The sequence below is a fragment of the Streptomyces afghaniensis genome, assembly GCF_044327915.1.
Taxonomy (GTDB): Bacteria; Actinomycetota; Actinomycetes; order Streptomycetales; family Streptomycetaceae; genus Streptomyces; species Streptomyces afghaniensis.
The window spans coordinates 857,171-881,251 of sequence record NZ_JBIRGJ010000004.1 but is presented as its reverse complement, the minus strand read 5'-3'; the positions used below and the strand labels follow the sequence as shown (position 1 = coordinate 881,251).

The window sequence follows — 24,081 nt, the reverse complement described above, 5'->3', positions numbered from 1 at the left end:
CCGGGGGGGTACCCCCGGGGCCACTCCACCCCCCCCCCCACCCCCCGGCTCCACGCCCCCGCGGGCCCGCCCCACCCTTAAGCCTTATGTCGGGGGGGGGGCCGCCGCCGGGGCGGCCCCGACCCCTGGACATGCTGCAGACTGCGGCTACGAAGCCGAGCCGTTTCGCTGCGTCGCCGCGTGCGCCGAGACCAGCAGGCTCCAGTCGTTGGCGTGGTGCGGGTACTTCGCCTTCATCATGCCGAAGAGCTCACCGGTGTCCTTGGCGACCTCGGATGCGGCGCCGAAGTCGTGGATGAACGACCGGGTCTGACTGATCATGGCCGCGACGGCATGGTCGTCGCCGTCGGGACGACGGTGCCCGGCCACGACCATGCGCGGCGCGAGGTCCTCGATGACCTGGAGCGTGTCGAGCCAGTCCTTCCACTCGTCAGGGGTCGAGAGCGCGAGCATGGGGAAGACCTCGTTGTAGATCGCGTCCCCCGCAACGACGACGTCGATCGCCGGGACGTGGACGATGCTCGTGGGGTGGATGTCGGCCTGCTTGACCGGGATGACGTTGACCGGAGAGCCGTCGACATACAGGGTCGTGCCTTCCAGCGCTTCGGGCATCGGCCCGTGCGGCACCGCCTTGTCACCGAACATCAGGTTCCACTGCGCCTTCTGGGCATCCCAAGTGGTGCGCATCGACTCCAGGATGTGCGGCAGCGTGACCGCCTTCGCGCCGGGGAAACGCTCGAGGAGCGGGCCGATGCCGAGGTAGTGGTCGGCGTGGTCGTGGGTGAGGTAGATGGTGGTGAGGCGCTTGCCGGTCCGCTCGATGAGGTCACCCAGTTCCTGTACCTCTGCCTTGAGGTGCAGGGCGTCGATCAGGACGATCTCGGTGGGGCCGCTGATCAGTGTCGCGGTCGTCGGCGAGAACGTGCCGGGCGGGACCTCGGCGCTCTCCTGGGCGGGGATCGCCGGCCAGTGGCCGACGAATACGGTCGCCCTCAGGGGTACGTCATGCGAGGCGGACGAGTGCGGTGTGGAGTCCACGGTGAAACCTCCGGTTGCGGAGTGATTGATGGGAGGGGGAGGGAGGCCGCGCTGCGCCGGAACCTGCGGGTCAAAGGCTCGTGTGGATTACGGCGGTGGCGCCCCGGCGTCCTTGTGGGCTGTACGTCTGTCGGTCGGGCAGGCCCTTCGAAGAACTCGACAGGAGCCGCGCGGCCGCCCAACTCGCCGCCGGCAGTGCTGTCAGGCGGCCTTGAGGGTGCCGCCGTCGATGACGTGGTCGGCGCCATGGATGTTGGCGGCGCGGTCGGACAGCAAGAAGGCGACCAGGTCCGCCACCTCCGGAGGTTCGGTGAGGCGCCCCGAGGCGATGCCAGCCTGCCCGGGCAGACCTGCGAGCAGGTCGCCGTGGCCGACCCCGTATACGGCGGCGACCTTGCCGCCGTAACCGTCCGGGTCGGTCCACAGCCGAGTGGCTACGGTGCCCGGGGAGACGGTGTTCACGCGGACACCGCGCGGCGCCAGCTCCTCGCTGAGCCGCTTGCCGAACTGGGTCAGTGCCGCCTTGGCCTCCGCGTAGCCGACCGGTGTGCCGGTGTGCACGCGGGCGTTGATCGACGAGATGTTCACGATCGCGCCCTTGCGTTCCAGGATGCTCGGCAACGCCGCCTTGGTGGTCCACACCGCACTGAACAGGTTGAGATCGAATATCCGCTGCCACTGCTCGTCGTCGACATCGAGGACTCCGCCGACAGCCAGCCCGTCCGGGTCGCCCGCGCCGACGTTGTTGACGAGGAAGTCGATCCCGCCGACCGCGGCGCGCGCCTGATCGGCGATCGACGTCGCCCCCTCGCGGGTGCTGAGGTCGACGGACACGGCCGCGGCGGCGACCTTCTCCAACTCGGAGGTGATGGTTCGGGCGGCACCCACCACCCGGACGCCCTCCGCGGCCAGGGCCTGAACGATCGCGAGGCCGATGCCGCGACTCGCGCCGGTGACCAGAGCGGTCTTTCCGCTGATGCCGAGGTCCATGATCTCCCTTTCCTGGAGAACTGCAGATTCTTGAACTGAGGGTCAAAAATTAGGGCGCGAAAAGGGGCAGTCGCCCGAAGTGCCATGCTTCAGAGGCCCGCGAGGGCCGTGTCGATGATCCGATACAGCGCCGGCCGGTCGAACGTCTTGGCCATGACCCGCAGCCCGGCGAGGGTGTTCTGGAGGAACAGGGCCTGTGCTCTGGCGTCGACGTCCCGGCCGACGTCACCGTCCCGCTGCCCTTGCTCGATGCGGGCGGCGAGGGCCTCGATCACGCCCTCCTCCATGCGGTGCACCACGCGCGCGGCCTCCGGGTCGCGTCCGCCGAGCTCCCCGATCGTGTTCTGGGCCAGACACCCGCGCCGGACCGGCCCGTCCAGGTCCGCGTCCACCAGCAGCGCGAAGTAGGCACGGATGCGCTCTTTGGCCGTACCCGGCCGCGACAGGAACTCCTCGGCCCGCTCGGACTGCATCCGGCCGTAGAGGTCCAACGCCTTGCCGAACAGCTGACGCTTGGAACCGAAGGAGTGGTACAGACTGCCCTTGGCCACTCCGGTCGCCTCCGCGAGGTCGGCCGGGGAGGTGTCGGTGTAGCCCTTGGTCCAGAACGTCTCCATCGCCTGCGCGATGACCACATCCGGTTCGAAGCTCTTCGGTCTGCCCATGCCGCTACCGTAGCCAGTATTTGACCTAAGGGTCAAATACTCGGCCGCGGGCCTGCGACGGAGATCAGCGGTGGTGCTGGCTGCGATCGTATTCTTGGCCACGTCGGGCTGCACGTGGCAGCAGTTGCCGTCCGGCACCTGATCACCGAGCGGACCGGTATACCCCTGTGCGTCGGGACCGCAGGGGCACTCAGCACCGCATCGCCCCCAAGGGCATCAGTCCTCGGCCCGTCTTGGCCGCCACCGCTGGACCAACGAACGCACGCCATCGCAGCACGACTGCCAGCCACTACCTACACTGCCAGCCCCAGATGAGATGACGTCTTAGGAGTGGGATCAATCCTTGCCCGGCAGTACCCGAGGCTGCCGCGTGGTGCTGTCCCGCCTGATCAACGAGGCATCGACTGGCCCGCTGCCAGAGGGCATCGGTGGCGGAGAGCCGTCATCTTGCCGGTCGCGCAGCGAGGGCGGGGCGGCGCCCCGGGTCTCCCGGTGGAGCTCGCGGGTGGACGCGTCGCCAGTCATAGTCTGTATACAGAAGCGTGTGCGTAAGGATGGACAGGGAGTCTGATGGCCCGGGTGACTGGCAAGAGCGAGGCGGTCTACGAGCGGCTGAAGGGTGACATCGAGTCGCTGCGGTTGCGGCCGGGGGCCAAGCTGAGTGAGGTCCAGCTGGGCGAGGAGCTGGGGGCTTCACGGACGCCGGTCCGGGAGGCGATCCGGCGGCTGGCCCGGGAAGGGCTGGTCGACTTCGTGCCGGGGGAGGTGGCCCGGGTGGCCGCCATCTCCCTGGGCGGTGTGCGCGCCCTGTTCGAGTTCCGGGTGCTGCTGGAGCCCCGGGCGGCCGCCTCGGTCGCCACGGCGGGCTCGGCCGACGAGCGGGTGCTGGCGCCGTTCCGTGAACTGCTGGAGCGGCTGGAGGTGTTCGACGAGTCCTTCCGCGCGCTGGATTCCGCCGCGCAGGCGGGCTCGTACCAGGAGTTCTACGACATCACCGAGGCGTTCGACCAGGCGGTCATCGCGGCCTGCCGCAATCCCTACCTCGCCCGCACGATCCGCGACCTGCGCAGTCAGACCGTACGCCTGCGTCACCTCTCGCACAGCGGCCCGCGTCGCATGCTGACCTCGCTGGAGGAGCACCGCGCGATGCTGAAGGCGGTCACGCACGGGGACGCCCAGGCGGCGGAGGCGGCCTGCCGGCACCACCTCGTGCAGACCCTGCAGGCGCTCATCGACAGTCTGACCAGCCAGGATCTGGCACTCGGTACCGACGTGTCGCTGGACGTCGCAGGCTGAGACACCCCTACCCGTCCGACGAAGGCGCCTGGGCCCCAGCGCCTTCCAGCCTGTGGTTTCTCCCAGAGGGGTGCTGTATACAGGAGTGGATACAGCACGTCTCGATGCGAGAGGGCCGCCTCATGCCGCATACCGTCGGCGCCGCCGACCTGCTGGGTTTCGCCGCCGCCACTGCCGAGGCATGCGGCGTTCCGCCTGCGGACGCCCGTCTGCTCGCGGATACGCTGGTGACCGCGGAGCTGTGGGGACACGCGTCCCACGGCATGCTGCGCCTGCCCTGGTACCTCGACCGCCTCGCGAGCGGGGCCACCACGGCCGTCGCGGACCCGGAAGTCGTCAGCGACAACGGCGCCGTCGTCGTGATCGACGGCCGTGACGGTCTCGGTCAGGTGCTCACCGACCGCGCGGTGGCCCTGGGCGTGGAGCGTGCCCGTCGGCACGGCATCAGTGCGGTCGCCGTCCGCAACTCCGGTCACTTCGGGACCGCGGCGTACTTCACGCGCAGGGCCGCCGAGCAGGGCTGCGTGGCGCTGCTGGCGACCAACGCCAGCCCGGCCATGGCCCCTTGGGGCGGCAAGGAGAAGCGAGTCGGCACCAATCCGTGGTCGATCGCCGCCCCTGCCGGGCGTTGCGGCACGGTCGTGATGGATATCGCGAACACGGCCGTGGCGCGCGGCAAGATCTACCACGCCAAGGAGCGCGGTGAGCCGATTCCTGAGGGATGGGCGGCCGACGCCGCGGGCGTGCCGACGACCGATCCGCGGCGTGCGATCGAGGGCCTGATCCTGCCGATGGCCGGCCACAAGGGTTACGCCATCTCGTTCATGTTCGACGTGCTGGCGGGCGTGCTGACCGGCAGCGCCTTCGGCTCGGCGGTTGTCGGCCCCTACCGGTCCACCGGCCGCAGCGGCGTCGGCCATCTGCTGATGTGCGTCGACATTCGGTCGATGGCCGACCCAGCCGAGTTCGAGCAGCGGATGGAAGCCCTGATCGAGGAGACCAAGTCCACCCCGACCGCGCCCGGCACCGACGAGATCTTCGTCCCCGGTGAGCCGGAGATCCGCACCGCCGAGCGGCTGCGCACCGAGGGAATCGCGCTCGTCGACGACACCTGGGCCGCCCTCGCACGGATCGCCGACGCCACCGCCGTACCCCTGCCCCGTTCCCTCACTCCCCAGGAGCTGCCCGCATGATCGCCCTGACCGTGTCCCTCCAGGTCGTGCCAGGCTGTCGTGAGGACTTCCTCAAGGCCATCGAGGAGAACGCCGAGCGTTCCTTCACCGACGAGCCCGGCTGCCGCTACTTCGACGTCGTCTGCGACCTGGCCGACGACCACCACTTCGTCTTCCACGAGATCTACGACGACGAGGCCGCCGTAGAGGCCCACCGCGCAGCACCTCACTTCAAGGTCTGGCGCGAGGCCGCGGCGAAGTACGTCGTGCCCGGCAGCCAGGTCAACACGCTCTCCCGCCGCCTGTTCCACCACTCCTGAACGGAGCCGACTTCATGTGCACCAAGCCCGCTGAGCCGAACCTGCTCATCCACCCCGACAAGGTCGAACGCTTCGACCGCGGCGGCGGTGTGGCCACCCTCCCCTACGTCGGCAAGTGGAACTCGGAGAAGGCCGTCATCACGACCGGCCAGACCGTCTTCCAGCCCGGCACCGGCCTGCCCCTGCACAGCCACAACGTCGAGGAGTCCGTGCTGGTCCTCGAAGGCGAGGCGACCGCGGAGATCGACGGCGAGTTCTTCGACCTGGAGCCGGGCCAGGCCACCTGGGTGCCGGCCGGGACACCGCACCGCTTCTTCAACCGCGGCGAGGGTGTCATGCGGATCTACTGGGTCTACGGCGGCCGGGACGTCACCCGCACCATCACCGCCACCGGCGAGACCTTCGAGCATCTCTCGGAGCACGACAAGGGAGGGGCACCCACCGCATGAGCGGCATCCTGCAGACCGTCGACCCGTCGACCGGTGAGCCGACCGCCACGTACGAAGGCTGGGACGCGGACCGTATCGAGACCGCTGTGGCACGGGCCCACGCCGCCAGCCGTGCCTGGGCCCTGGTGCCGGTCGCCGAGCGGGCCGCGCGCGCCGAGCGCCTTGCTCAGACCCTGCGCGAACACAGGGACCCTCTCGCTTCCCTGGCCGTCGCCGAGATGGGAAAGCCGGTCGGCGAGGCCGAGGGCGAGGTCGAGAAGTCGGCCGTCACAGCCGAGTACTACGCCCGGCAGGGCCCCGGCATCCTCGCCGACGAGCGCGTCGAGATCGACGGGGCGCAGGCCTGGGTGGCCTACGAGCCCGCCGGACTCGTCCTGGCCGTGATGCCGTGGAACTTCCCCGTCTGGCAGGTCATGCGCTTCGCCATACCCTCCCTGGTGGCCGGCAACGGCATCCTGCTCAAGCACGCCTCCAACGTCACCGGCAGCGCGCTCGCCCTCCAGGACCTCTTCGTGGCAGCCGGTTTCCCCGAGCACCTGGTGACCACGCTGGTGGTCGCCGACACCGATGTGCCCGAGGTGACCGCGCGGCTCATCGAGGACGACCGCGTCGCGGCCGTCACCCTCACCGGAAGCAACCGGGCCGGCGCGGCCGTCGCTTCGGCGGCCGGGCGCGCGGCGAAGAAATCGGTACTGGAACTGGGCGGTTCGGACGCCTTCGTGGTCCTGGACGACGCCGACATCGAAGCGGCCGCGGCGGCCGCGGTGAAGGCGCGCTTCACCAACTCCGGGCAGAGCTGCGTATGCGCCAAGCGGTTCATCGTCGCCGCCTGTGTGGCGGATGCGTTCACCGCCGCGTTCGTGGCCGGTGTCGAAGCCCTGCGCGTCGGCGACCCGCGCGAACGTCAGACGCAGGTCGGCCCGCTCGCCCGCGACGACCTGCGGGCCGCGATCCAGCGGCAGGTCGAGGAATCCGTCGCTGCCGGAGCCCGCCTCCTGACCGGCGGGAAGCCCGTGCCCGGCGACGGCTTCTTCTACCAGCCCACCGTCCTGGGCGACACCGGCCCGGGGATGCCCGCCTTCGACGAGGAGACCTTCGGCCCGCTCGCCGCCATCGCCGTCGCCCGGGACGACGAGGACGCCGTACGGCTCGCGAACGCCACGCCGTACGGGCTCGGCCTGAGCATCTGGACGGCCGACCCGAGCCGTGGCGTCGCCCTCGCCCGCCGTATCACCAGCGGAGCGGCCTTCGTCAACGCGATCGTCGCCTCCGACCCCCGCCTGCCCTTCGGCGGCACCAAGCGCAGCGGCCACGGCCGCGAACTGGCCGCCGCCGGCATCCGCGAGTTCACCAACACCCGCACCTACTGGGTCACGGCCTGACCGGGTCACGGCCTGCCGGCGGCCCTGCTGTTCTTCGGCATCACGCGCGCAATATCGACCGCAACACCTAGCGCAACCCGGGACCTTGGCCGCTGGAGTCTCCTCGTCGGGGAGGCTCCAGCGATGGCCGACCGGCATCCCGTTGAGGTCGTCCCAAGTCACTGATCCGCGCGGTACGGCAGCGACTTCAGCACTGCGGCCTCGACTGAGGGTGGACGCCTTCCCTTGGCCCTGCTGATCACTCCGGGCCAACGGCCGCTACCTGCTAGTCGCCGGTCGTGCCGTCGAGCATCTCGCGCAGGATGTCCAGGTGGCCGTTGTGGCGGGCCGTCTCCTCGGTGAGGTGAAGGAGGATCCAGCGCAGGTCGACATGGAGACCGTCGCGGATGGCTCGCTGGGCCTGCTCGTCCAGGCCGTTCCCGGCGACCAGTTCGCGGTAGTGGGCGCTCTGTTCGGCGTATTCGTCGAGCAGCTGCGTGAGCGGGAAGTCGACGGCGATACGCATCTCACGGTCGGGGTCCTCCTCGGTCCAGGGGCCCCGGTCTTCCTCGCCGAGGAAGACCACCTGGAACCAGTAGTACTCGACCCATCGAAGGTGGTTGATCACTCCGCTCATGGTCATCAGCGGTGAGCCCGGCAGGAGCGCCTTGCGAGCGTTCTCCGCAGAGACGCCATCGCATTTGGCGCGGGCAGTGTCACGTGCGTAGTCGAGAAACGTGGTGAGCTGGGTACGCTCGTCCCACGCGGGCGGCGTGTCGTCGATTCTTGTCATCGCGTGAAGCGTCCCCGATCACCGCGGCCAATGTCGAGGCATTTTGACGCCGGGCCCAACCTGCTCCACCCAGCTCCTTTCCGACGGGTCGCGAGAGCGATTCGGCGCCGGTGGGCAGCGCGGCCTGATCCGCCGGACAGCACATCTAGCCTCTGAGCGATTCGACGAGCTGCCAGAGAGTGAGCCACAGCCCCAGCGCGAGGAGGCCCGTCAGCATGGGGGTCACGACGACCCCGATGACCACGTACAGGATCACTGGTTGAGGGCGTACAGAGCGTTGGGGTGGCGTGGGTCGTAACGCACTTCGATCCTGCGTGGGTCGCGACTGATGATCTTCCCGCTGCCGACGTAGATGCGTTCTCGGCCCTCCGCATCGGTGAACCGCCAGATCTCCTTATGGGCGCTGTTCCGGCCCGCGAAGGCCGCGGCGACCGTGATACCACGGCGCCGGGTGGACCAGTGGTCACGCGTGATGCCGACGGCTATCTGCAGATAGCGGACCGCGGCGAGCAGCAGCGGCACCCCGAAGATCGGCATGACCCACTGGCCGGGCTCTCCGGTCGCCGCGACGCAGACCACGAGGGCGGCCCAGAGGACCACCATGCACACGGCCGCCGTGACCGCTCGCGAGTGCCGTGTCAGGAACAGACGCCATGCCGGAGCCTCGGACGTCACCTCGCTCACCAGCTCCATGCCGTCGCGAGGGGCTCGTCTCTCGGGCAGCACCGAAGTCACGGCCCAGACGAAGGCTGTCACGGCGGCCGGTGAAGCCCGGGTCACCACGAAGACGGTGGGATCGAAGCCGGCGCTGGTCAGCTCGATCTCGAGCGTATCGCCTCTGGCCCCCGCCGCCCATACCTCCTGGATCGCCCGAACCGGAATGCGCCGGTGGGTGCCGTTCTGCTCCAGCAGGAGCGACTAGCCTTCGAAGTGGGCCGTGATGCCACGGCCTCGCAGGATCAGGGGGGAGGTCCCGCCGGTATGACCGCGCCTGGGGCCACAAGGTTGCCCTCGGAACAGCCGATGGTTTCGCTACGGTCATCCGCGACGGGTCGGAAGGGGGAAGGGGCCTTCGGGGCACGCGCGAGCCATCCTCTTCCCTGCGGCGGCCTTGGCGAGGCTAGGTTCTGCCCGGCCGCTCCTGATCCGCCGGACAGGCCGCCCCTGGCGTCAATCACTCGCCGATGAGGCAGTCAGTTGAAAGAGTCGGTCATGCAGTCCAGCCTGCAGTCGGCGGCCTCATAACGCTGGCGGAGGGCGGCGGCGGCCTCTTCGCGCTCCACGATGAGCCCGTAGTGCCGGCACGCCACCGTGGTCACGTCTCCGACCGTGACGATGGCCGGTTCGCCGTGTGCGGCCCGGCGGCGCGCTTCGGCAATGGCCATATCCGCGGAACGCAGCAGGTTTCTGGAACGGTCCCGGATCACGGCTGCCTGGGCCCGTTTCGCCGAGAGGGGGCGCAGGACACGTCCTCGCCAGATGAAGCCGGCGGCGACAAGTACGAGACCGAGCGCTACGAACAGGAGTCCGCCGGGGTCACGAGGCATCTCTCCAGTCTTCACCACTGGCGTGGTGATCGTCATGCCGTGCGGGGGCAGATTCTCGGAGCGACTTGGTGTCAGTTGAGTCTGTCCGACTCCCGACAGCTCCCATGCCGCGGGCGAGGGGGCTCGTGCGAGGGCTTCTACGGACCGATCTCGATGTGCTCCACGTCGGTGAACTCAACGCAGCGGCTGTCTTCACTGGTGCTGTGATTGGGAAGGTTTACCGGGGTGCCGATTCTGCTGAGCATCGAACCGTGCAGATCACCACGATCGATCCACAGCAACGGTCCTACGGCCAGGGCGCTTTGGTCACCGATGCCACGCGGCCGCTGTTCATCAGCGGCCAGATTCCGGAGGACAACGATTGTCCGTGCTGGAAGGAGCGGACATGACTGTACGTAATTTGGCGAAGGTCACCGTGTTCCTGTCCGACCGGCGCTATCGGGAGGCCAACGCACAGGTCCGTCACGAAGTCCTGGGGGACCATGGCCCCGCCCTGACGGTCATCATCACCGGCATCTACGACGAGGCTCGGTTGCTGGAGATCGAAGCAGTCGCGGCGGCCTGAACCTCGGGTTCCCGTGCGCCGGAGAAGCACCAGGTCGATCTGTACGCGGCGATCCGCCGTGCTGTCCGGGTCGTTCGGGCCCGCCCGGTGCCGGCAGGTGTGGGCTATCGGAGCGCCGCCGCCACCAGCCCGCGGATCTCCTGGTCCGACACGGTTCCGCCCCCCACCAGGCGGTCGAAAACCAATCCGTCCACACAGGTCAGCAGCGTGACAGTACGGTCCTCAGCGTCTGCGACGCCTTGCGCGGCCAGGAAGTCGCGCGCGGCTTGTCGTGCTGCGTTCTGGCGCGGCACGAGGATCTCCCGCAGCTCGGGGTGGTGCACACTCTCGATGGCGCACGCGTAGCGCGCGAGGGAGCGTCGTCGTCCCTCCCCCGTGAGCCGTTGCTCGACGAAGGCGGCGATTCCGGCCACCAGTTCCTCGGCAGTACGAGGCACCGGCGCCTGTTCCCCGATCGCCTGGAGTTCTGCCTGGTCAAGGGCGACCAGACGCCGGACCAGTGCAGTGAGCAGTGCCTGGCGGGTGCGGTAGTAGGCGGAGGTGGTGCCGGGTGGCAGGTCTGCTGCCCGGTCCACTGCGCGATGGGTCAGTCCCCGGATTCCGGCCTCGGCGAGTACGCCGATGGCCGCATCGGCGAGGACGGTGCGTCGATCTGTGGGCATCCCCCTTTTCTACACCTGTAGAGGAGCGGGGTACTCTCCTTCTACATCCGTAGAAGGATGGCGGCGGGGCGGACGCGGGAGGGCCGGTATGGGTGGCAGCGCGGTGGTGGTGGGCGGAGGCATCGGCGGGCTGGCCGCCGCGATCGGTCTGCGCCTGATCGGCTGGGAGGTGACGGTGGTCGAACGCGCCCCTGTTCTGGCTGACGTGGGTGCGGGCATCTCCCTGCACGCCAACGGCATCCGTGCTCTGGACGTCCTCGGCGTCGGCAAGGCGGTGCGCGCGGCGGCGCGGCCGCAGTACACCGGAGGCACCCGTGTCCCTGGTGGCGGCTGGCTGGCACGGATGGACGGGACCGCTCTTGAGCGCGCGCTGGGCACGCCGATCGTCGGTATCCCCCGGGCGGTGCTGCACCACCTGCTGCGCGCGGGGCTGCCGTCCGAGTGCCTGATGGTCGGGGCCGAGGTGACGTCCGTCGACCGCTCCGATCCCCACAAGGTCCGGCTCCTGCTTCGAGACGCCGCCCTCGAGGCGGATCTGGTCGTGGCCGCCGACGGAGTGGGCAGCCGGCTGCGCGCCCAGCTGTTCCCTCAGCACCCCGGCCCGGCCTACAGCGGGTCGACCGTGTTGCGCGCCATCACCGAGCGACCGGTCGAGTTGGACACCGACTTCGAGCTGACCTGGGGCAAGGGCGCCGAGTTCGGCCACATCGCGTTCGCCGACGGCCGGGCCGAGTGGCATGCAGTGCTCAACTCGCCGCCCGGGGTGCGGCACGCGGACGCCCTCGCCGTGATGCGCCGCGGCTTCGGCGAATGGCACGATCCGATCCCCGCGCTGCTGGACGCGACCGGCCCCGACGCCGTCCTGCACCACGACATCCACGAACTGGTGACGCCCTTGCCCGCCTTCACCGCAGGCCGCGTCGCGCTGCTCGGTGACGCGGCCCACGCCATGACCCCGAACCTGGGCCAGGGCGCCTGCCAGGCACTGGAGGACGCCGCCGTGCTGGCCGCCGCACTCGCCACCGAGCCCACCGTCGAATCAGCGCTGGCCCGTTACGACACCGAGCGCCGCCCGCGCAGCCAGTCCGTCGCACGCGCCGCCCGCCAGGCCGGCCGGATGGGCCAACGACTGACGCACCCCCTGGCCGTCGCCCTGCGCAACACCGCTCTCCGGCTGGCCCCCTCCCGCGCGACCGTCCACACCATCCTGCGGCACGCCGACTGGACACCGCCGGGCCTGGGCTGACGACACCGGACCCGCTCCAGGGCCGGTCAAGGGCGCTCTTCGAGCGTCGCTTCGCGCCGGCCTGCATTGCCGCTTTTCGACCCGCGCACGGACGCCGCAGCGATGAGGGTTCGCCTCCAGCTCGCCTGACTCCATCAGTTCCAGCAACGATGCCTGCCGCGGCGGTCGCCGCCCTGGCCCTCGCCCCCATGGCCGTTCCCGCCTCCGCTTCCAGCACTCCCGGCGCGGCGAAGGCAGCCATCGACTGCCCCTCCGGCTACGTGTGCATCTACCCAGAGATCAACTACGGCGGCCAGCCCTGGGTACGGCGTGCCGTGGACGGCAGCGTGAAGGACCTCCCCTCCGCGATCGGTGATCGCGGCAGCTCCATCCGCACCGCCCCCGTCTAGGAGAAGCGCAACCACAGCGGCCGGCACGTGTGCATCACCGTACATCCCGAGCTGGTGGCCGAGTTCAAGTCGGCGTCGACGTCGCCCGCGACGCCAGCGGCCGATGGCGCCACCCCGCACCGACCTCTCCCCCACCGACGCCACCGATACGGCGACCCCGACGAAGTCGGCGATGGTGACGATGTTCTTCGGGTCGGCGATCGTCAGGGTGTGGAGGGGCGGCGTGAAGTACCAGTTGAGCAGCAGGGAGCCCACCAACGTGGAGGCCAGCGCCGGGAAGAGCCCGCCGAGCAGGGCCGCCGCCACCGTCAGTGTCAGCAAGAGCAGCATGTCGTTGGCGAGGCCGATGTCCGGGGCGGCAGTGGTGAGGAGCCTGGTGAGGAGTGCGGGGCCCAGCACGCCGACGAGCCAGCCCCAGATGACCCGGGAGCGTCCCAGGCGTGCGCCGCGTGGCAGGGGCAGTCCGCGTCCCTTGCCTGACTCGTCGTGGGTGATGAGGTGGACGTCGAGGTCGGGGCCGGAGTCCCGGGGCACCGTCGCTCCGACGCCGGGTCCGAACGCGTACTGCCATCCCTTGCGCCGGGAGACACCGAGGACGATCTGGGTGGCGTTCGCCCCGCGTGCGAAGTCCAGCAGGGCCGCCGGTATGTCCTCCCCGACGACCTTCGGGGAGGCGGTGCTGGATGTTGACGGTCGATATCACGTCGATGCCGGCCGCCAGTAGTTCCTCGACGTCCTGCCAGCGCTTGGTGTTGCGGGAGCCGGGGACGTTCGTGTGGGCCAGTTCGTCCACCAGGGCGACGGCGGGGGCGCGCCGCAGGACGGCGTCCACGTCCATCTCCGTGAAGGTGCCGCTCCGGTAGTCGATCTCCTTGCGCCGGATCTGTTCCAGGCCGGGCAGCATCACCTCGGTGCGTGGCCGGTGGTGGTGTTCCACGAATGCGACCACGCAGTCGGTGCCCCGCTCGATGCGACGGTGTGCCTCGGAGAGCATGGCGTGGGGCCGACGCCGGGTGCGGCGCCGAGGTAGATCCGGAGCTTGCCGCGTGCCGTGTCATCCCTCGAAGCGGTAGCCCATGCCGGCCTCGGTGATCAGATAGCGGGGGTGGGAGGGGTCCGTCTCCAGTTTGCGGCGCAGCTGGGCCATGTACACCCGCAGGTAGTTGGTCTTGCTGCGCTGCGAGACACCCCAGATCTCCTGGAGGAGGTGCTTCTGCGTGATCAGCCGGCCCGGACTGGTTACCAGGATCTCCAGCAGGTGCCACTCGGTGGGGGTGAGCCGTACGTCGTGCCCGTCCCTGACGACCTTCTTGGCGATCAGGTCGATGCTGAAGTCCGTCGTCTCGATGAGCATCGTCCCGGGCGCGTGGGGGGTGTCGTCGGTGCGGCGGACCGCGGCGCGCAGCCGGGCCATCAACTCGTCGATGCTGAACGGCTTGGTGATGTAGTCGTCGGCGCCGGTGTCGAGCGCGGCCACCTTCTCGTCCGACGCGTGCCGGGCGGACAGGACCAGGATCGGGACCCGGCTCCAGCCCCGCAGCGCCTTGATGACGTCGACGCCGTCCATGTCGGGCAGCCCGAGGTCGAGCAGTACGGCGTCGGGCTGACGCGCGGCGGCCAGACGGAGGGCCGTGGCGCCGTCGGGGGCGGCGTCCACACCGTAGTGACGTGCCTGCAAGTTGATGACGAGGGCCCGTACGAGCTGCGGGTCGTCCTCCACCACGAGCACCCGGGTCATGGGTGTACGCCTCTCCTGTTGTACGGACTTCACGGTGGCGGCAGCCGACGGAGGAGGAAGGTCCTCGTCTCCGTCGGCTCCCGCTCCTTCAGCTCGTCAGCCGTTGGCCACGAGGTCCTTGAGCGCGATGTTGAGTTCGAGCACGTTGACCCGGGGCTCGCCGATGAAGCCGAGGGTGCGGCCCTCGGTGTGGTCGTCGACGAGCTTTCGGACCTGGGCGACGGTCAGGCCGTTGCGTTCGGCGACGCGGTGGACCTGGAGGTCGGCGTAGGCCGGGGAGATGTCCGGGTCGAGGCCGGAGCCGGAGGACGTCACGGCGTCGGCCGGGACCTGGGACGGCTTGACCTTGTGGTCGGCGGTGGAGTTGTCCTCGACCACCTTCGCCCTGGCCTCCTCCACCGACTTGACGAGCTTGTCGTTGTCGGCGGACAGGTTCGTGGCGCCCGAGAGGATCAGCTTGTACTGGGTGTTGATCGAATTCTCGCCGAGCCCGTTCGCCGGGCGCGGCTGGAAGTAGTCCAGGCTGTAGCCCTGTTGCCCGATCAGGGACGAGCCGACGACCTTGCCGTCCGCCCGGATCTCGGAGCCGTTCGCCTTGCCGGGGAACAGCCCCTGGGCGATGCCGGTGACGACCAGCGGGTAGATGACGCCGGTGACCAGGGTCAGTACGAGGAGGGCACGCAGGCCGGCCCCCAGCAACCGGGCGGTGTTCACAACGGAGTTGTTCATGGTCTTTCACCACGCTTTCGAGGAGTCACAGCCCGGGGATCAGAGAGATGAGCAGGTCGATGAGCTTGATGCCGATGAACGGGGCGATCAGGCCGCCCAGACCGTAGACGGTGAGGTTCCGTCGCAGCAGGCGGTCCGCGCTGACCGGCCGGTACCGCACGCCCTTCAGGGACAGTGGCACCAGCGCGATGATGATCAGCGCGTTGAAGATCACGGCCGACAGGATCGCGGAGTCCGGCGAGGACAGGCCCATGATGTTGAGCTTGTTCAGGCCCGGGTAGACGGCCGCGAACAGCGCCGGGATGATCGCGAAGTACTTGGCGACGTCGTTGGCTATGGAGAATGTCGTCAACGCTCCTCGGGTGATGAGGAGTTGCTTGCCGATCTCGACGATCTCGATGAGCTTGGTCGGGTTCGAGTCGAGGTCGACCATGTTGCCGGCCTCCTTCGCGGCCGACGTGCCCGTGTTCATCGCCACGCCGACGTCGGCCTGCGCGAGAGCCGGGGCGTCGTTGGTGCCGTCGCCGGTCATCGCGACGAGCTTGCCGCCAGCCTGCTCGCGCTTGATGAGGGCCATCTTGTCCTCGGGGGTGGCCTCGGCGAGGAAGTCGTCGACGCCTGCCTCCTCGGCGATCGCCTTCGCGGTCAGCGGGTTGTCGCCCGTGATCATGACGGTCTTGATGCCCATGCGGCGCAGCTCCTCGAAGCGCTCGCGCATGCCGTCCTTGACGACGTCCTTGAGGTGGATGACGCCCAGGACGCGGGCGCCCCGCTCGTCGTCCACCGCGACCAGCAGCGGGGTCCCGCCCGCCTCGGAGATGCTCTGGGCGATCCGGTCGGCGTCTTCCGTGACCGTGCCGCCTTGCTCCTCGACCCAGGCGATGACCGAGGCCGTGGCGCCCTTTCGGATCTTGCGGATCTTGCCGTCGTCGACGTCGACGCCCGACATCCGGGTCTGGGCGGTGAACTCGATCCACTCGGCGCTGACGACCTCGCCCTGGTGGCGCTCGCGCAGCCCGTACTTCTCCTTTGCCAGGACGACGATGGAACGGCCCTCGGGCGTCTCGTCGGCCAGTGACGAAAGCTGGGCCGCATCCGCGACATCCGCCTCCGCCGTGCCGCCCACCGGGACGAACTCGGCGGCCTGCCGGTTGCCGAGGGTGATGGTGCCGGTCTTGTCGAGGAGCAGGGTGGAGACGTCGCCGGCGGCCTCGACCGCCCGGCCCGACATGGCCAGCACGTTGCGCTGCACCAGCCGATCCATGCCGGCGATGCCGATCGCGGACAGCAGTGCCCCGATAGTGGTCGGTATCAGACAGACCAGCAGAGCGATCAGCACGACCATCGTCAGGTGGGTGCCCGCGTAGTCGGCGAATGGCGGCAGCGTGGCCACCGCGAGCAGGAAGACAATGGTGAGCGACGCCAGCAGGATGTTCAGTGCGATCTCGTTGGGCGTCTTCTGCCGTGCGGCGCCCTCGACGAGGTTGATCATCCGGTCGATGAAGGTCTCGCCCGGCTTCGTCGTGATCTTGATGACGATCCGGTCGGACAGCACGTTCGTACCGCCGGTGACGGCCGAGCGGTCGCCGCCCGACTCACGGATGACCGGGGCCGATTCACCCGTGATCGCCGACTCGTCGACCGATGCGACGCCCTCGACGACGTCCCCGTCGCCCGGGATGATGTCGTCGGCCTCGCACACCACCAGGTCGCCGACGCGCAGCTCAGTACCCGGCACCCGCTCTTCGGTGTCCCCCACGAGACGGCGGGCGACGGTGTCGGTCTTGGCTTTGCGCAGGGTGTCGGCCTGCGCCTTGCCGCGGCCCTCGGCGACCGCCTCCGCCAGGTTGGCGAAGACCACGGTCAGCCACAGCCAGACGCTGATCGTCCAGCCGAACCAGTCGCCCGGGTCCTTGAAGGAGAAGACGGTGGTCAGCACGGACCCGATCCACACCACGAACATCACGGGCGACTTGACCATCACTCGCGGGTCGAGCTTGCGGAAGGCGTCCGGCAGCGACTTCACCAGCTGACTTGGGTCGAACAGGCCGGCGCCGACCCGGTCCTCCTTGTGCCCGGTGGGTACATCGCTGTGCGGCATCCGGGTGGGAGCGGTGGCGGTGGACATGGAGTCCTCTTGCTTCTCTGTACGGGTGGTCATGACGCCAGCCCCTCGGCGAGCGGGCCCAGCGCAAGGGCGGGGAAGTACGTGAGACCGGTGATGATCAGGATCGCGCCCACCAGCAGGCTGGTGAACAGCGGCTTCTCGGTGCGCAGGGTGCCCGCGGTCACGGGCACAGGCTTCTGCCCGGCGAGGGAGCCGGCCAGCGCCAGCACGAACACCATCGGCAGGAAGCGGCCCAGCAGCATCGCGACTCCGGTCATGGTGTTGAACCAGTCCGTGTTCGCGTTCAGTCCGGCGAAGGCCGAGCCGTTGTTGTTCGACGCGGACGTGAAGGCGTAGAGCACCTCGGAGAAGCCGTGCGCGCCGGAATTCAGCATCGAGTGCGGCGGGGTCGGCAGGGCCATGGAGACGGCGGTGAGGACGAGCACCAGCGCCGGCGTGATGAGGATGTAGCAGGCGGCGAGCTTGATCTCGCGGGTGCCGATCTTCTTGCCGAGGTACTCGGGTGTGCGGCCGACCATCAGGCCGGCGATGAACACCGCGATGACCGCCATGATCAGCATGCCGTACAGACCGGAGCCCACACCGCCGGGCGCGATCTCGCCCAGCATCATGCCGAGCATGGTGATGCCGCCGCCGAGGCCGGTGAAGGAGGAGTGGAAGGAGTCCACCGCGCCGGTGGAGGTAAGCGTGGTCGACACCGCGAAGATCGAGGACGCGCCGACGCCGAAGCGGACCTCCTTGCCCTCGTACGCCCCGCCCGCGGCCTGGAGCGCCGGGCCGTGGTGGGCGAACTCGGTCCACATCATCAGGGCCACGAAGCCCAGCCAGATGGTGAACATCGTGGCGAGGATCGCGTATCCCTGCCTGACCGAGCCGACCATGACCCCGAAGGTGCGGGTCAGCGCGAACGGGATCACCAGGATCAGGAAGATCTCGAAGAGGTTGGTGAAGGGCGTCGGGTTCTCGAAGGGGTGGGCGGAGTTGGCGTTGAAGTATCCGCCGCCGTTCGTGCCCACCTCCTTGATGGCCTCCTGCGAGGCGACCGCCCCGCCGTTCCACTGCTGCGAGCCCCCCATGAACTGTCCGACCTCGTGGATGCCGGAGAAGTTCTGGATCACGCCGCACGCCACCAGCACGATCGCGGCGACAGCCGCCGCCGGCACCAGGATCCGCAGGGTGCCGCGCACCAGGTCGGACCAGAAGTTGCCGAGCTCACCGGTGCGCGAGCGTGCGAAGCCACGCACCAGCGCCACAGCGACCGCCATGCCGACGGCCGCGGAGACGAAATTCTGCACGGCGAGACCAGCGGTCTGCACGACGTGGCCCATGGACTGCTCGCCGTAGTACGACTGCCAGTTGGTGTTGGTCACGAACGACACAGCCGTGTTGAACGACTGCGCCGGGTCGACCGAGGAGAACCCCAGCGAGCCGGGCAGGACGCCCTGGAGCCGCATCAGCAGATAGAGGAAGAGGACGCCGACTGCCGAGAAGGCGAGCACGCCGCGCAGGTACGCAGGCCAGGTCATTTCGGTGTCCGGGTTGGCACCGATGCCCTTGTAGACCCACTTCTCGACGCGCCAGTGCTTGTCGGAGGAGTAGACCCCGGCCATGTAGTTGCCAAGGGGGATGTAGGCGAGAGCCAGCGCGGCTATGAGCGCGAGCAGCTGGAGCACGCCGGCAAGTACGGGACCCATCGAGGCTCAGAACCTCTCCGGGAAGATCAGGGCGAGGACGAGATAGCCCAGCAGGGAGACGGCCACGACCAGGCCGACGACGTTCTCGGCGGTCACAGCTTCGTCACCCCCTTGGCGACGAGAGCCACCAGCGCGAACGCCGCTAGCACGGTGACGACGAAGGCCAGATCGGCCATCGCGGACTCCTGGAGTGAGGTTCGGTGAAACGGACGATCAGAGCAAAGCGCCTCTGCGGCCGGATCGGACCCGCCGTTGACGCCTCTCTTACGGCAGGACCCACGGTCTTGACGGAACTCTGACGCCGCCTGGCTCACAGGAGCCGGAAGCGGAGCCGGCAGATCACCGCGTCCGTCTCCCGCCGTACGGCGTGGGCGACGACGTAGAGAGCCGGGCAAGCGGAGGTCAGCGCCGCCACTCCGGCCGTGACCGCCACGGCGACGTTCAGGACGTGGTCCAGGACCAGCGAGGCCGCGGCACCAGACTCGTCCTCGCACCCAGGTGGGTCGTCGCGACCGCGTATGAGCCGCCGTCGTCCGGGAAGGCCGCGATCATCTGCCGGTACGACGCCACGAGCACCGCCGGCAGAGCGGCGATGGCCAGCGTCACCGGCAGCGTGAAGCCCAGGCCGTGGGCGCCCGCCGCGGCCAGGACGAGGACGATCGGCTCGGGCCCGTAGGCCACCGACGCCATTGCGTCCAGCGACAGCGCGGCGAGCCCGGAAGGTGGTCAGCCAGGCGTTCACCGGTATCAGGGGGCTCCTCGCCGGCGGGGACGGCATTCGGCTCGGTCGTCAGGACGGACAGGGATGCGAGCTCCTTCTTCCTCGGCCGCGCGCGAGGGCTGACGTGTGCGCGGTCGCATCGCATCCAGGTTCGGTCCGTTTCCCGCCATGTCCGAGGGGCCCTTGCAGCATCTTCGCTCCCAACCGGCCGCCTCTGACGCCCTCTTGACGGGTGGGTGACCTGGACGACTGCCGAGTGCCGCCGCCTCGGCGACGCGCTCCGCGGTCAAGGGGCAAGGAACCGTGGCGTATTCGCTCCTGGGAGCGTCACCGCGTCGATCGCGTCCCCGGCCGGGGCGGGCGGGGACGGTTCCGGCGAGGTCCGTGCCACCAGGCAGTCGACGACTGACCTGCCTGGTCCAACGTGGATGAGGGACCTGGCGGTTCCCAGGGCGGCCGTGAGCGGGAACAGGCCGTACTGGATGCGCCGGAGACCGCGGGCCGGGTCGTCGGAGTGCGACATCGCGTCTGTTCCCTTGTGGCCGACGGTCCGCCGCGTTTCCCAGGCGGAGGTGACAGGCTCAGCCGCCGACGTGGATACCGGGGCGGCGGTCGGGGTCGGGTTCGTTGCTGCGGATGATCTCGCGAGTGACCGGGGCGGTGTCACCGCGGCCGAGGAGGAAGTAGCGGATCATGTGTACCAGGGGGCTGCCTTCGGCCCAGGCGAAGTAGCAGTGCGGCCGCACGCCGGTGGCGTCGCGCAGGGCGAGAAGGATGGCGGCGATGGCGTTGGGGGCGGCCGGCGCCTCGGCGCGCAGGATGCGGTAGCCGTCGACTTCGACGCCGTGGACGGTGAGGGTTTCGCTGAAGTCGGACGGGTCGACCACGTCGATCTCCAGGAAGAGCACGTCAGCGGGGCCCGGTACCGGATTGGTGCCGCGTTGTTCGCGTTCCTTCGCGCTGTACTCGGCGAGGTCGCCGGCCTGGCGGCGGTTGGCGATGATGTTGATGGACTCGTCGTGGGCGAGGGTGTCGGCGATGAACCGGCGGGCGGCCTCGTCGAAGATGATGCGGTCCGCGCGCAGTTCGGTGGTGCGCGAGACGCGGGAGACCAGCGACACGATGATGATGCCCATGATGAAGAAGCCGGAGATGGCGATGCCGTCGGGCTTGTCGACGATGTTGGCCACGAGGGCGTAGAGCAGGACGGCGGTGAGCAGCGCGAAGCCGACGGTACTCGCGCGCCGGCGCTTGCGTGCGACGGAGACGGTCACGGCGAAGGCGCCGGAGACCATCATGGCCAGGATCCCGGTGGCGTAGGCACCGGCCTGGGCGTCGACGTCAGCGTCGAAGGCAATGGTGATCAGGATGCACAGGGCGGTGTAGACGATGACGACGGGACGCACCGCGCGTCCCCACTCGGGGGCCATGCCGTAGTCGGGCAGGTAGCGGGGAACGATATTGATCAACCCTGCCATGGCGGAAGCACCGGCGAACCACAGGATGAGGATGGTGCTGATGTCGTAGGCGGTGCCGAACGCCTCACTGACATGCTCGTGGGCGAGCCAGGCCAGCGCCCGGCCGTTGGCGGCACCGCCGGGCTCGAACTCCTTCTCCGGGATGAGGACCGTGGTCACGAAGCTGGCGGCCAGCAGGTAGACGCTCATGATCACAGCGGCCGTCGTCAGAAGGCGGCGGGCGTTGCGGATCCTGGCGCGCAGCCGCTGCTCGGCGTCGGCACCCTCGGCGGCCACAAGCGGCATCATGCTCACACCGGTCTCAAAGCCCGACAGGCCCAGCACCAGCAGCGGGAAGGCCAGCAGCGCCGGCCCGACGAGGTCGCCGAAGCCGCCTCCGCCGTCGACGAGCGCGTCGGTCCAGGCCGACAGCGCGCCGTCCGTCGTGAAGACATGGACCAGGCCGACGGCGATGACGACCGCGTTGAGAGCCAGGAAGACGGCGACCAGCGGGATGGCAACACTGACCGCCTCACTGAACCCGAGCAGGAAAACACCTCCCAGGATCAGCAGCAGGCTTACGGTCAGGGCGACCTCGTGGCCGTGGAGGACGGCAGGGAAGAAGGGGTTCTCCACCACGTGGACGGAGGCGTCCGCCGTGGACAGCGTGATGGTGATGATCCACGAGGTGGCCACGAACCCGAGCAGGACCAGAACGAACAGCTTGCCCCACCAGAACGGCAGCAGATCCTCCAGCATGGCGACCGATCCGGCGCCGTGCGGGCTCTCCTTGGCCACCTTCCGGTACATCGGCAGCATCCCCAGCAACGTCAACGCCACGATCAGCAGCGTCGCCAGAGGAGACACGGCCCCGGCGGCCAGCGCGGCGATCGCCGGCACGTAGGCCAGACTGGAGAAGTAGTCGACCCCGGTCAGGCACATCACCTTCCACCAGGCATGCGGCTCGGCATGGCTCTCCCCGGCCGCCGGCCCGACCGGCTGGACCCGGTGACGCAGCAGCCACCGCGCCGCCTTGCCCGTCGGCGGTGTCCGCAGAGCTGGACTGTCCACCGACTCCGGCATTATCGGCCGGTTGCCACCACTCATGTCCCCCATGCCCCTTCCTTGTCTGACCACCGAATCGGTCGCAGCAGCCACCGCACTGACGGCACCGCAACGATCACCGAGTATGCGGCCTCCCGACCCCGCCACCCAGTGCCGGGGCACGTATGAGCCAGCCGACGGCCGAACTGTACGTGCGGACAGCGGTGCTGACCGAATTTCCATGGGACGGGAAGGCACCCATTTGGCGGAGCGGGGGCCTTGTTCGATGTACGGGCCGGTCGGTGGTCAGGAGCATCATGCGACCCGTGATCCGGTGAGCACCGGGGGACGAGCGGCCCTGGGTGTTGCGCCAGACATTGCGGCAGATGTTGCGCGGCCCCTCACAGTGTCTTGGCGTCTGCCACCGGGAAGATCAGCCCAGCCCGGCGCCTGGCCTTCACCCGGTTCGTCCGTCGGGTCCTGCTCCGCTTCCGCACTCTCGGGCTCACCGCGCCGGGACAGATCCTGCAAGGCTTGCCAGCAGACTTTGCGATCCTGCCGCAGGACATGCCGGACGAGTCGGAGGACACCGAGGCCGGGCGGGACCTGCCTGACGAGGTGATGCGCGAATTGTGCGCCCACCTCGACGAGTTGGAGGCTCAGAGCAACACCGAGGTCCGCGTGGCGACGGAGCTGCTGATCGACACCGGTCGTCGCCCTGACGAGATCAACACCCTTCCGATCTGGCGGGAGTCCGGAGTCGGCGCCCCCGCCGATTGTGAGGAACTCCCGCGGACGATCTCGCGCCTGGAACAGCAAACAGTCGATCTGCCGCGTCTTTGGAGGAGCGCGAGGCCGAACTGGAGGCTGCCCGGGCGGCCGACCGCGAGCTGATCCGGGCCTTGGACCAGAAGGGAGCCGCGTACCGCAAGGTCTGGCCGGCCCGGTCGTCCAGCTTGCGGTCGAGTAGCCCTTGGCCGCGCAAGGCGCGCTCTGGCGGGGCGCCCCCGCTTCGACCGCCGTCGCGAGGCGACCGGCGCGGCCGCGACCGATCTTGCGCGGCCCGAGCCGCAGCAAATACTTGGCTAGCCACGTTTTTGCTGTACGGTGTTTATGTGTCCAGCCACCTAAATGGGTGGCGACACGAGAGGAGTCGTCATGAAAGCCATCCTGTTCGACCGTTTCGGAGGCACGGAAGTGCTGCACGAGGCGGACATCGAGATCCCGCAGCCTGGCCCCGGCCAGGTCCGCGTCCGCGTCAAGGCGGCCGGGCTGAACGCGCTGGACGGCAAGATCCGCTCCGGGGCACTGGAGGCCGTGTTCCCCACGCCGCTCCCCTCCGTCCCCGGTCACGAGCTCGCCGGCGTGGTGGACGCCCTGGGCGAGGGCGTGCGGGACGTGCAGGTGGGTGACGAGGTGCTGGGCTGGTCGGACACCGGCTCGTACGCGGAGTACGCGCTGGCCACCACCGTGGCCCCCAAGCCCGCCGGCCTCGACTGGCAGCACGCGGCCGCGCTGCCGGTGGCGGGCGAGACTGCCGAGCGGGTCCTGAACCTGCTCGGCGTCGCCGCCGGGGAGACCGTGCTGATGCACGGCGCGGCCGGAGCGGTCGGAACCCTGGCGGTCCAGCTCGCCACCGCCCGCGGAGCGCGGGTCATCGGCACCGCCGGCCCCGCCAACCAGGACTACCTCACCGCGCTCGGCGCCACCGCGACCCTCTACGGCGAGGGCCTGGTCGAGCGGGTCCGCGCGCTCGCCCCCGACGGCGTGGACGCGGTGTTCGACCTGGCCGGGAAGGGAGCCCTCGAGGACTCCATCACCCTGCGCGGCGGCACCGAGCGCATCGTCACCATCGCCGACTTCCGCGCGCACCAGCTCGGCATCACCTTCGCCAACGGCCCCCAGGAACGCTCGGCCACCCGCCTGGCCGCCCTGGCCCAGAACGCCGCGACCGGCAAGGTCGTCACCACCGTCACCGCCTACCCGCTCGACCAGGCCGCCACGGCCCAGCAGGTCAGCGACGCCGGGCATGTCCGGGGCAAGCTCGTCCTCACCCTCGACTGATCACGCCCGCCTT

24 protein-coding genes and 3 pseudogenes are annotated in these 24,081 nt (G+C 69.3%); 12 read left to right on the top strand and 15 right to left on the bottom strand.

The window, feature by feature from the left end; genetic code table 11:
* Positions 1-147: 147 nt before the first annotated feature.
* From ACH4G3_RS18550 to ACH4G3_RS18540, 3 genes are all read right to left on the bottom strand, one after another.
* Positions 148-1,038: an MBL fold metallo-hydrolase gene (locus ACH4G3_RS18550; protein WP_397625466.1), complete on the bottom strand. Its 891-nt coding sequence runs from the start codon at positions 1,036-1,038 to the stop codon at positions 148-150.
* Between the two features lie 201 nt (positions 1,039-1,239).
* A complete protein-coding gene (locus ACH4G3_RS18545; RefSeq protein ID WP_397625465.1) occupies positions 1,240-2,028 on the bottom strand; it encodes an SDR family oxidoreductase in 789 nt (262 codons plus the stop codon).
* 89 nt (positions 2,029-2,117) lie between these two features.
* Entirely contained in the window at positions 2,118-2,693 is a 576-nt protein-coding gene (locus ACH4G3_RS18540; RefSeq protein ID WP_397625464.1) for a TetR/AcrR family transcriptional regulator, read from the bottom strand.
* 49 nt (positions 2,694-2,742) lie between these two features.
* Here ACH4G3_RS18540 and ACH4G3_RS18535 point away from each other — a divergent pair.
* The 6 genes and pseudogenes from ACH4G3_RS18535 to ACH4G3_RS18510 form a co-directional block, all read left to right on the top strand.
* Positions 2,743-2,829, top strand: a pseudogene (locus ACH4G3_RS18535) (IS5/IS1182 family transposase); the annotation flags it as partial.
* Between the two features lie 434 nt (positions 2,830-3,263).
* Positions 3,264-3,989 carry a GntR family transcriptional regulator gene (locus ACH4G3_RS18530; RefSeq protein WP_397625463.1) on the top strand — a complete coding sequence of 242 codons (726 nt, stop codon included), beginning with the start codon at positions 3,264-3,266 and terminating at the stop codon, positions 3,987-3,989.
* A 122-nt stretch (positions 3,990-4,111) separates the two neighbouring features.
* On the top strand, positions 4,112-5,182 hold the full coding sequence (locus ACH4G3_RS18525; protein ID WP_397625462.1) for an Ldh family oxidoreductase: 1,071 nt from the start codon (positions 4,112-4,114) through the stop codon (positions 5,180-5,182).
* The gene (locus tag ACH4G3_RS18520; protein ID WP_141584090.1) at positions 5,179-5,481 is read left to right on the top strand and encodes a putative quinol monooxygenase; all 303 of its coding nucleotides are present in this window, start codon (positions 5,179-5,181) and stop codon (positions 5,479-5,481) included. The genes ACH4G3_RS18525 and ACH4G3_RS18520 overlap by 4 nt, the downstream gene beginning before the upstream one ends.
* Before the next feature lie 14 nt (positions 5,482-5,495).
* A complete protein-coding gene (locus ACH4G3_RS18515) occupies positions 5,496-5,930 on the top strand; it encodes a cupin domain-containing protein (protein WP_397625461.1) in 435 nt (144 codons plus the stop codon).
* Complete coding sequence (locus ACH4G3_RS18510) at positions 5,927-7,312, top strand: aldehyde dehydrogenase family protein (protein ID WP_397625460.1); 1,386 nt, start codon at positions 5,927-5,929, stop codon at positions 7,310-7,312. The genes ACH4G3_RS18515 and ACH4G3_RS18510 overlap by 4 nt, the downstream gene beginning before the upstream one ends.
* 265 nt (positions 7,313-7,577) lie before the next feature.
* On the opposite strand, the gene ACH4G3_RS18505 is transcribed toward ACH4G3_RS18510, so the two are convergent.
* The 3 genes from ACH4G3_RS18505 to ACH4G3_RS18495 form a co-directional block, all read right to left on the bottom strand.
* Positions 7,578-8,084, bottom strand: coding sequence for a DinB family protein (locus ACH4G3_RS18505; protein ID WP_397625459.1), 507 nt, complete (start codon positions 8,082-8,084; stop codon positions 7,578-7,580).
* Between the two features lie 252 nt (positions 8,085-8,336).
* A complete protein-coding gene (locus tag ACH4G3_RS18500) occupies positions 8,337-8,840 on the bottom strand; it encodes a hypothetical protein (protein WP_397625458.1) in 504 nt (167 codons plus the stop codon).
* A gap of 437 nt (positions 8,841-9,277) precedes the next feature.
* Positions 9,278-9,667, bottom strand: coding sequence for a hypothetical protein (locus ACH4G3_RS18495; protein WP_397625457.1), 390 nt, complete (start codon positions 9,665-9,667; stop codon positions 9,278-9,280).
* A 215-nt stretch (positions 9,668-9,882) separates the two neighbouring features.
* Between ACH4G3_RS18495 and ACH4G3_RS18490 the strand changes: the two genes are divergently transcribed.
* Together ACH4G3_RS18490 and ACH4G3_RS18485 are read left to right on the top strand one after the other, a co-directional pair.
* Entirely contained in the window at positions 9,883-10,020 is a 138-nt protein-coding gene (locus ACH4G3_RS18490) for a hypothetical protein (protein ID WP_397625456.1), read from the top strand.
* Positions 10,017-10,196 (top strand): hypothetical protein, encoded by a 180-nt coding sequence (locus ACH4G3_RS18485; protein ID WP_397625455.1) that lies wholly within the window; start codon positions 10,017-10,019, stop codon positions 10,194-10,196. The genes ACH4G3_RS18490 and ACH4G3_RS18485 overlap by 4 nt, the downstream gene beginning before the upstream one ends.
* A 104-nt stretch (positions 10,197-10,300) precedes the next feature.
* Here ACH4G3_RS18485 and ACH4G3_RS18480 read toward each other — a convergent pair whose 3' ends face one another.
* The gene (locus tag ACH4G3_RS18480; protein ID WP_397625454.1) at positions 10,301-10,858 is read right to left on the bottom strand and encodes a TetR/AcrR family transcriptional regulator; all 558 of its coding nucleotides are present in this window, start codon (positions 10,856-10,858) and stop codon (positions 10,301-10,303) included.
* Between the two features lie 88 nt (positions 10,859-10,946).
* On the opposite strand from ACH4G3_RS18480, the gene ACH4G3_RS18475 reads away from it, so the two are divergent.
* Both ACH4G3_RS18475 and ACH4G3_RS18470 read left to right on the top strand, forming a co-directional pair.
* Entirely contained in the window at positions 10,947-12,104 is a 1,158-nt protein-coding gene (locus tag ACH4G3_RS18475) for an FAD-dependent monooxygenase (protein ID WP_397625453.1), read from the top strand.
* Between the two features lie 149 nt (positions 12,105-12,253).
* Positions 12,254-12,493 carry a peptidase inhibitor family I36 protein gene (locus ACH4G3_RS18470; RefSeq protein ID WP_397625452.1) on the top strand — a complete coding sequence of 80 codons (240 nt, stop codon included), beginning with the start codon at positions 12,254-12,256 and terminating at the stop codon, positions 12,491-12,493.
* 177 nt (positions 12,494-12,670) lie between these two features.
* On the opposite strand, the pseudogene ACH4G3_RS18465 reads toward ACH4G3_RS18470, so the two are convergent.
* The 8 genes and pseudogenes from ACH4G3_RS18465 to ACH4G3_RS18430 all read right to left on the bottom strand — a co-directional run.
* Positions 12,671-13,525: pseudogene (locus ACH4G3_RS18465) on the bottom strand (DUF4118 domain-containing protein); the annotation flags it as partial.
* Positions 13,526-13,547: 22 nt separating this feature from the next.
* Positions 13,548-14,231: a response regulator gene (locus ACH4G3_RS18460; protein WP_397625451.1), complete on the bottom strand. Its 684-nt coding sequence runs from the start codon at positions 14,229-14,231 to the stop codon at positions 13,548-13,550.
* A 96-nt stretch (positions 14,232-14,327) separates the two neighbouring features.
* Positions 14,328-14,960 carry a potassium-transporting ATPase subunit C gene (locus ACH4G3_RS18455; protein WP_397625450.1) on the bottom strand — a complete coding sequence of 211 codons (633 nt, stop codon included), beginning with the start codon at positions 14,958-14,960 and terminating at the stop codon, positions 14,328-14,330.
* A gap of 25 nt (positions 14,961-14,985) precedes the next feature.
* On the bottom strand, positions 14,986-17,121 hold the full coding sequence (gene kdpB, locus ACH4G3_RS18450; protein WP_397625449.1) for a potassium-transporting ATPase subunit KdpB: 2,136 nt from the start codon (positions 17,119-17,121) through the stop codon (positions 14,986-14,988).
* The gene (kdpA, locus tag ACH4G3_RS18445; RefSeq protein ID WP_397625448.1) at positions 17,118-18,782 is read right to left on the bottom strand and encodes a potassium-transporting ATPase subunit KdpA; all 1,665 of its coding nucleotides are present in this window, start codon (positions 18,780-18,782) and stop codon (positions 17,118-17,120) included. The genes kdpB and kdpA overlap by 4 nt, the downstream gene beginning before the upstream one ends.
* 6 nt (positions 18,783-18,788) lie before the next feature.
* Positions 18,789-18,878 (bottom strand): K(+)-transporting ATPase subunit F, encoded by a 90-nt coding sequence (gene kdpF / locus ACH4G3_RS18440; RefSeq protein WP_037672136.1) that lies wholly within the window; start codon positions 18,876-18,878, stop codon positions 18,789-18,791.
* A gap of 283 nt (positions 18,879-19,161) precedes the next feature.
* Positions 19,162-19,585: pseudogene (locus tag ACH4G3_RS18435) on the bottom strand (amino acid permease); the annotation flags it as partial.
* A 499-nt stretch (positions 19,586-20,084) separates the two neighbouring features.
* Positions 20,085-22,043: an APC family permease gene (locus ACH4G3_RS18430; RefSeq protein ID WP_397625522.1), complete on the bottom strand. Its 1,959-nt coding sequence runs from the start codon at positions 22,041-22,043 to the stop codon at positions 20,085-20,087.
* A 372-nt stretch (positions 22,044-22,415) separates the two neighbouring features.
* Here ACH4G3_RS18430 and ACH4G3_RS18425 point away from each other — a divergent pair, with 372 nt between their 5' ends.
* Both ACH4G3_RS18425 and ACH4G3_RS18420 read left to right on the top strand, forming a co-directional pair.
* Complete coding sequence (locus tag ACH4G3_RS18425; protein ID WP_397625447.1) at positions 22,416-22,898, top strand: hypothetical protein; 483 nt, start codon at positions 22,416-22,418, stop codon at positions 22,896-22,898.
* Positions 22,899-23,162: 264 nt separating this feature from the next.
* The gene (locus ACH4G3_RS18420; RefSeq protein WP_397625446.1) at positions 23,163-24,068 is read left to right on the top strand and encodes an NADP-dependent oxidoreductase; all 906 of its coding nucleotides are present in this window, start codon (positions 23,163-23,165) and stop codon (positions 24,066-24,068) included.
* Positions 24,069-24,081 lie beyond the last annotated feature (13 nt).

Excerpts from the sequence above, each read along its gene's own strand:
- ACH4G3_RS18545 (WP_397625465.1), bottom strand. The coding sequence starts at position 2,028 with ATGGACCTCGGCATCAGCGGAAAGACCGCTCTGGTCACCGGCGCGAGT.
- ACH4G3_RS18540 (WP_397625464.1), bottom strand. The coding sequence starts at position 2,693 with ATGGGCAGACCGAAGAGCTTCGAACCGGATGTGGTCATCGCGCAGGCG.
- ACH4G3_RS18530 (WP_397625463.1), top strand. The coding sequence starts at position 3,264 with ATGGCCCGGGTGACTGGCAAGAGCGAGGCGGTCTACGAGCGGCTGAAG.
- ACH4G3_RS18525 (WP_397625462.1), top strand. The coding sequence starts at position 4,112 with ATGCCGCATACCGTCGGCGCCGCCGACCTGCTGGGTTTCGCCGCCGCC.
- ACH4G3_RS18520 (WP_141584090.1), top strand. The coding sequence starts at position 5,179 with ATGATCGCCCTGACCGTGTCCCTCCAGGTCGTGCCAGGCTGTCGTGAG.
- ACH4G3_RS18515 (WP_397625461.1), top strand. The coding sequence starts at position 5,496 with ATGTGCACCAAGCCCGCTGAGCCGAACCTGCTCATCCACCCCGACAAG.
- ACH4G3_RS18510 (WP_397625460.1), top strand. The coding sequence starts at position 5,927 with ATGAGCGGCATCCTGCAGACCGTCGACCCGTCGACCGGTGAGCCGACC.
- ACH4G3_RS18505 (WP_397625459.1), bottom strand. The coding sequence starts at position 8,084 with ATGACAAGAATCGACGACACGCCGCCCGCGTGGGACGAGCGTACCCAG.
- ACH4G3_RS18495 (WP_397625457.1), bottom strand. The coding sequence starts at position 9,667 with ATGACGATCACCACGCCAGTGGTGAAGACTGGAGAGATGCCTCGTGAC.
- ACH4G3_RS18485 (WP_397625455.1), top strand. The coding sequence starts at position 10,017 with ATGACTGTACGTAATTTGGCGAAGGTCACCGTGTTCCTGTCCGACCGG.
- ACH4G3_RS18480 (WP_397625454.1), bottom strand. The coding sequence starts at position 10,858 with ATGCCCACAGATCGACGCACCGTCCTCGCCGATGCGGCCATCGGCGTA.
- ACH4G3_RS18475 (WP_397625453.1), top strand. The coding sequence starts at position 10,947 with ATGGGTGGCAGCGCGGTGGTGGTGGGCGGAGGCATCGGCGGGCTGGCC.
- ACH4G3_RS18470 (WP_397625452.1), top strand. The coding sequence starts at position 12,254 with ATGCCTGCCGCGGCGGTCGCCGCCCTGGCCCTCGCCCCCATGGCCGTT.
- ACH4G3_RS18460 (WP_397625451.1), bottom strand. The coding sequence starts at position 14,231 with ATGACCCGGGTGCTCGTGGTGGAGGACGACCCGCAGCTCGTACGGGCC.
- ACH4G3_RS18455 (WP_397625450.1), bottom strand. The coding sequence starts at position 14,960 with ATGAACAACTCCGTTGTGAACACCGCCCGGTTGCTGGGGGCCGGCCTG.
- kdpB (WP_397625449.1), bottom strand. The coding sequence starts at position 17,121 with ATGACCACCCGTACAGAGAAGCAAGAGGACTCCATGTCCACCGCCACC.
- kdpA (WP_397625448.1), bottom strand. The coding sequence starts at position 18,782 with ATGGGTCCCGTACTTGCCGGCGTGCTCCAGCTGCTCGCGCTCATAGCC.
- ACH4G3_RS18430 (WP_397625522.1), bottom strand. The coding sequence starts at position 22,043 with ATGCCGGAGTCGGTGGACAGTCCAGCTCTGCGGACACCGCCGACGGGC.
- ACH4G3_RS18420 (WP_397625446.1), top strand. The coding sequence starts at position 23,163 with ATGAAAGCCATCCTGTTCGACCGTTTCGGAGGCACGGAAGTGCTGCAC.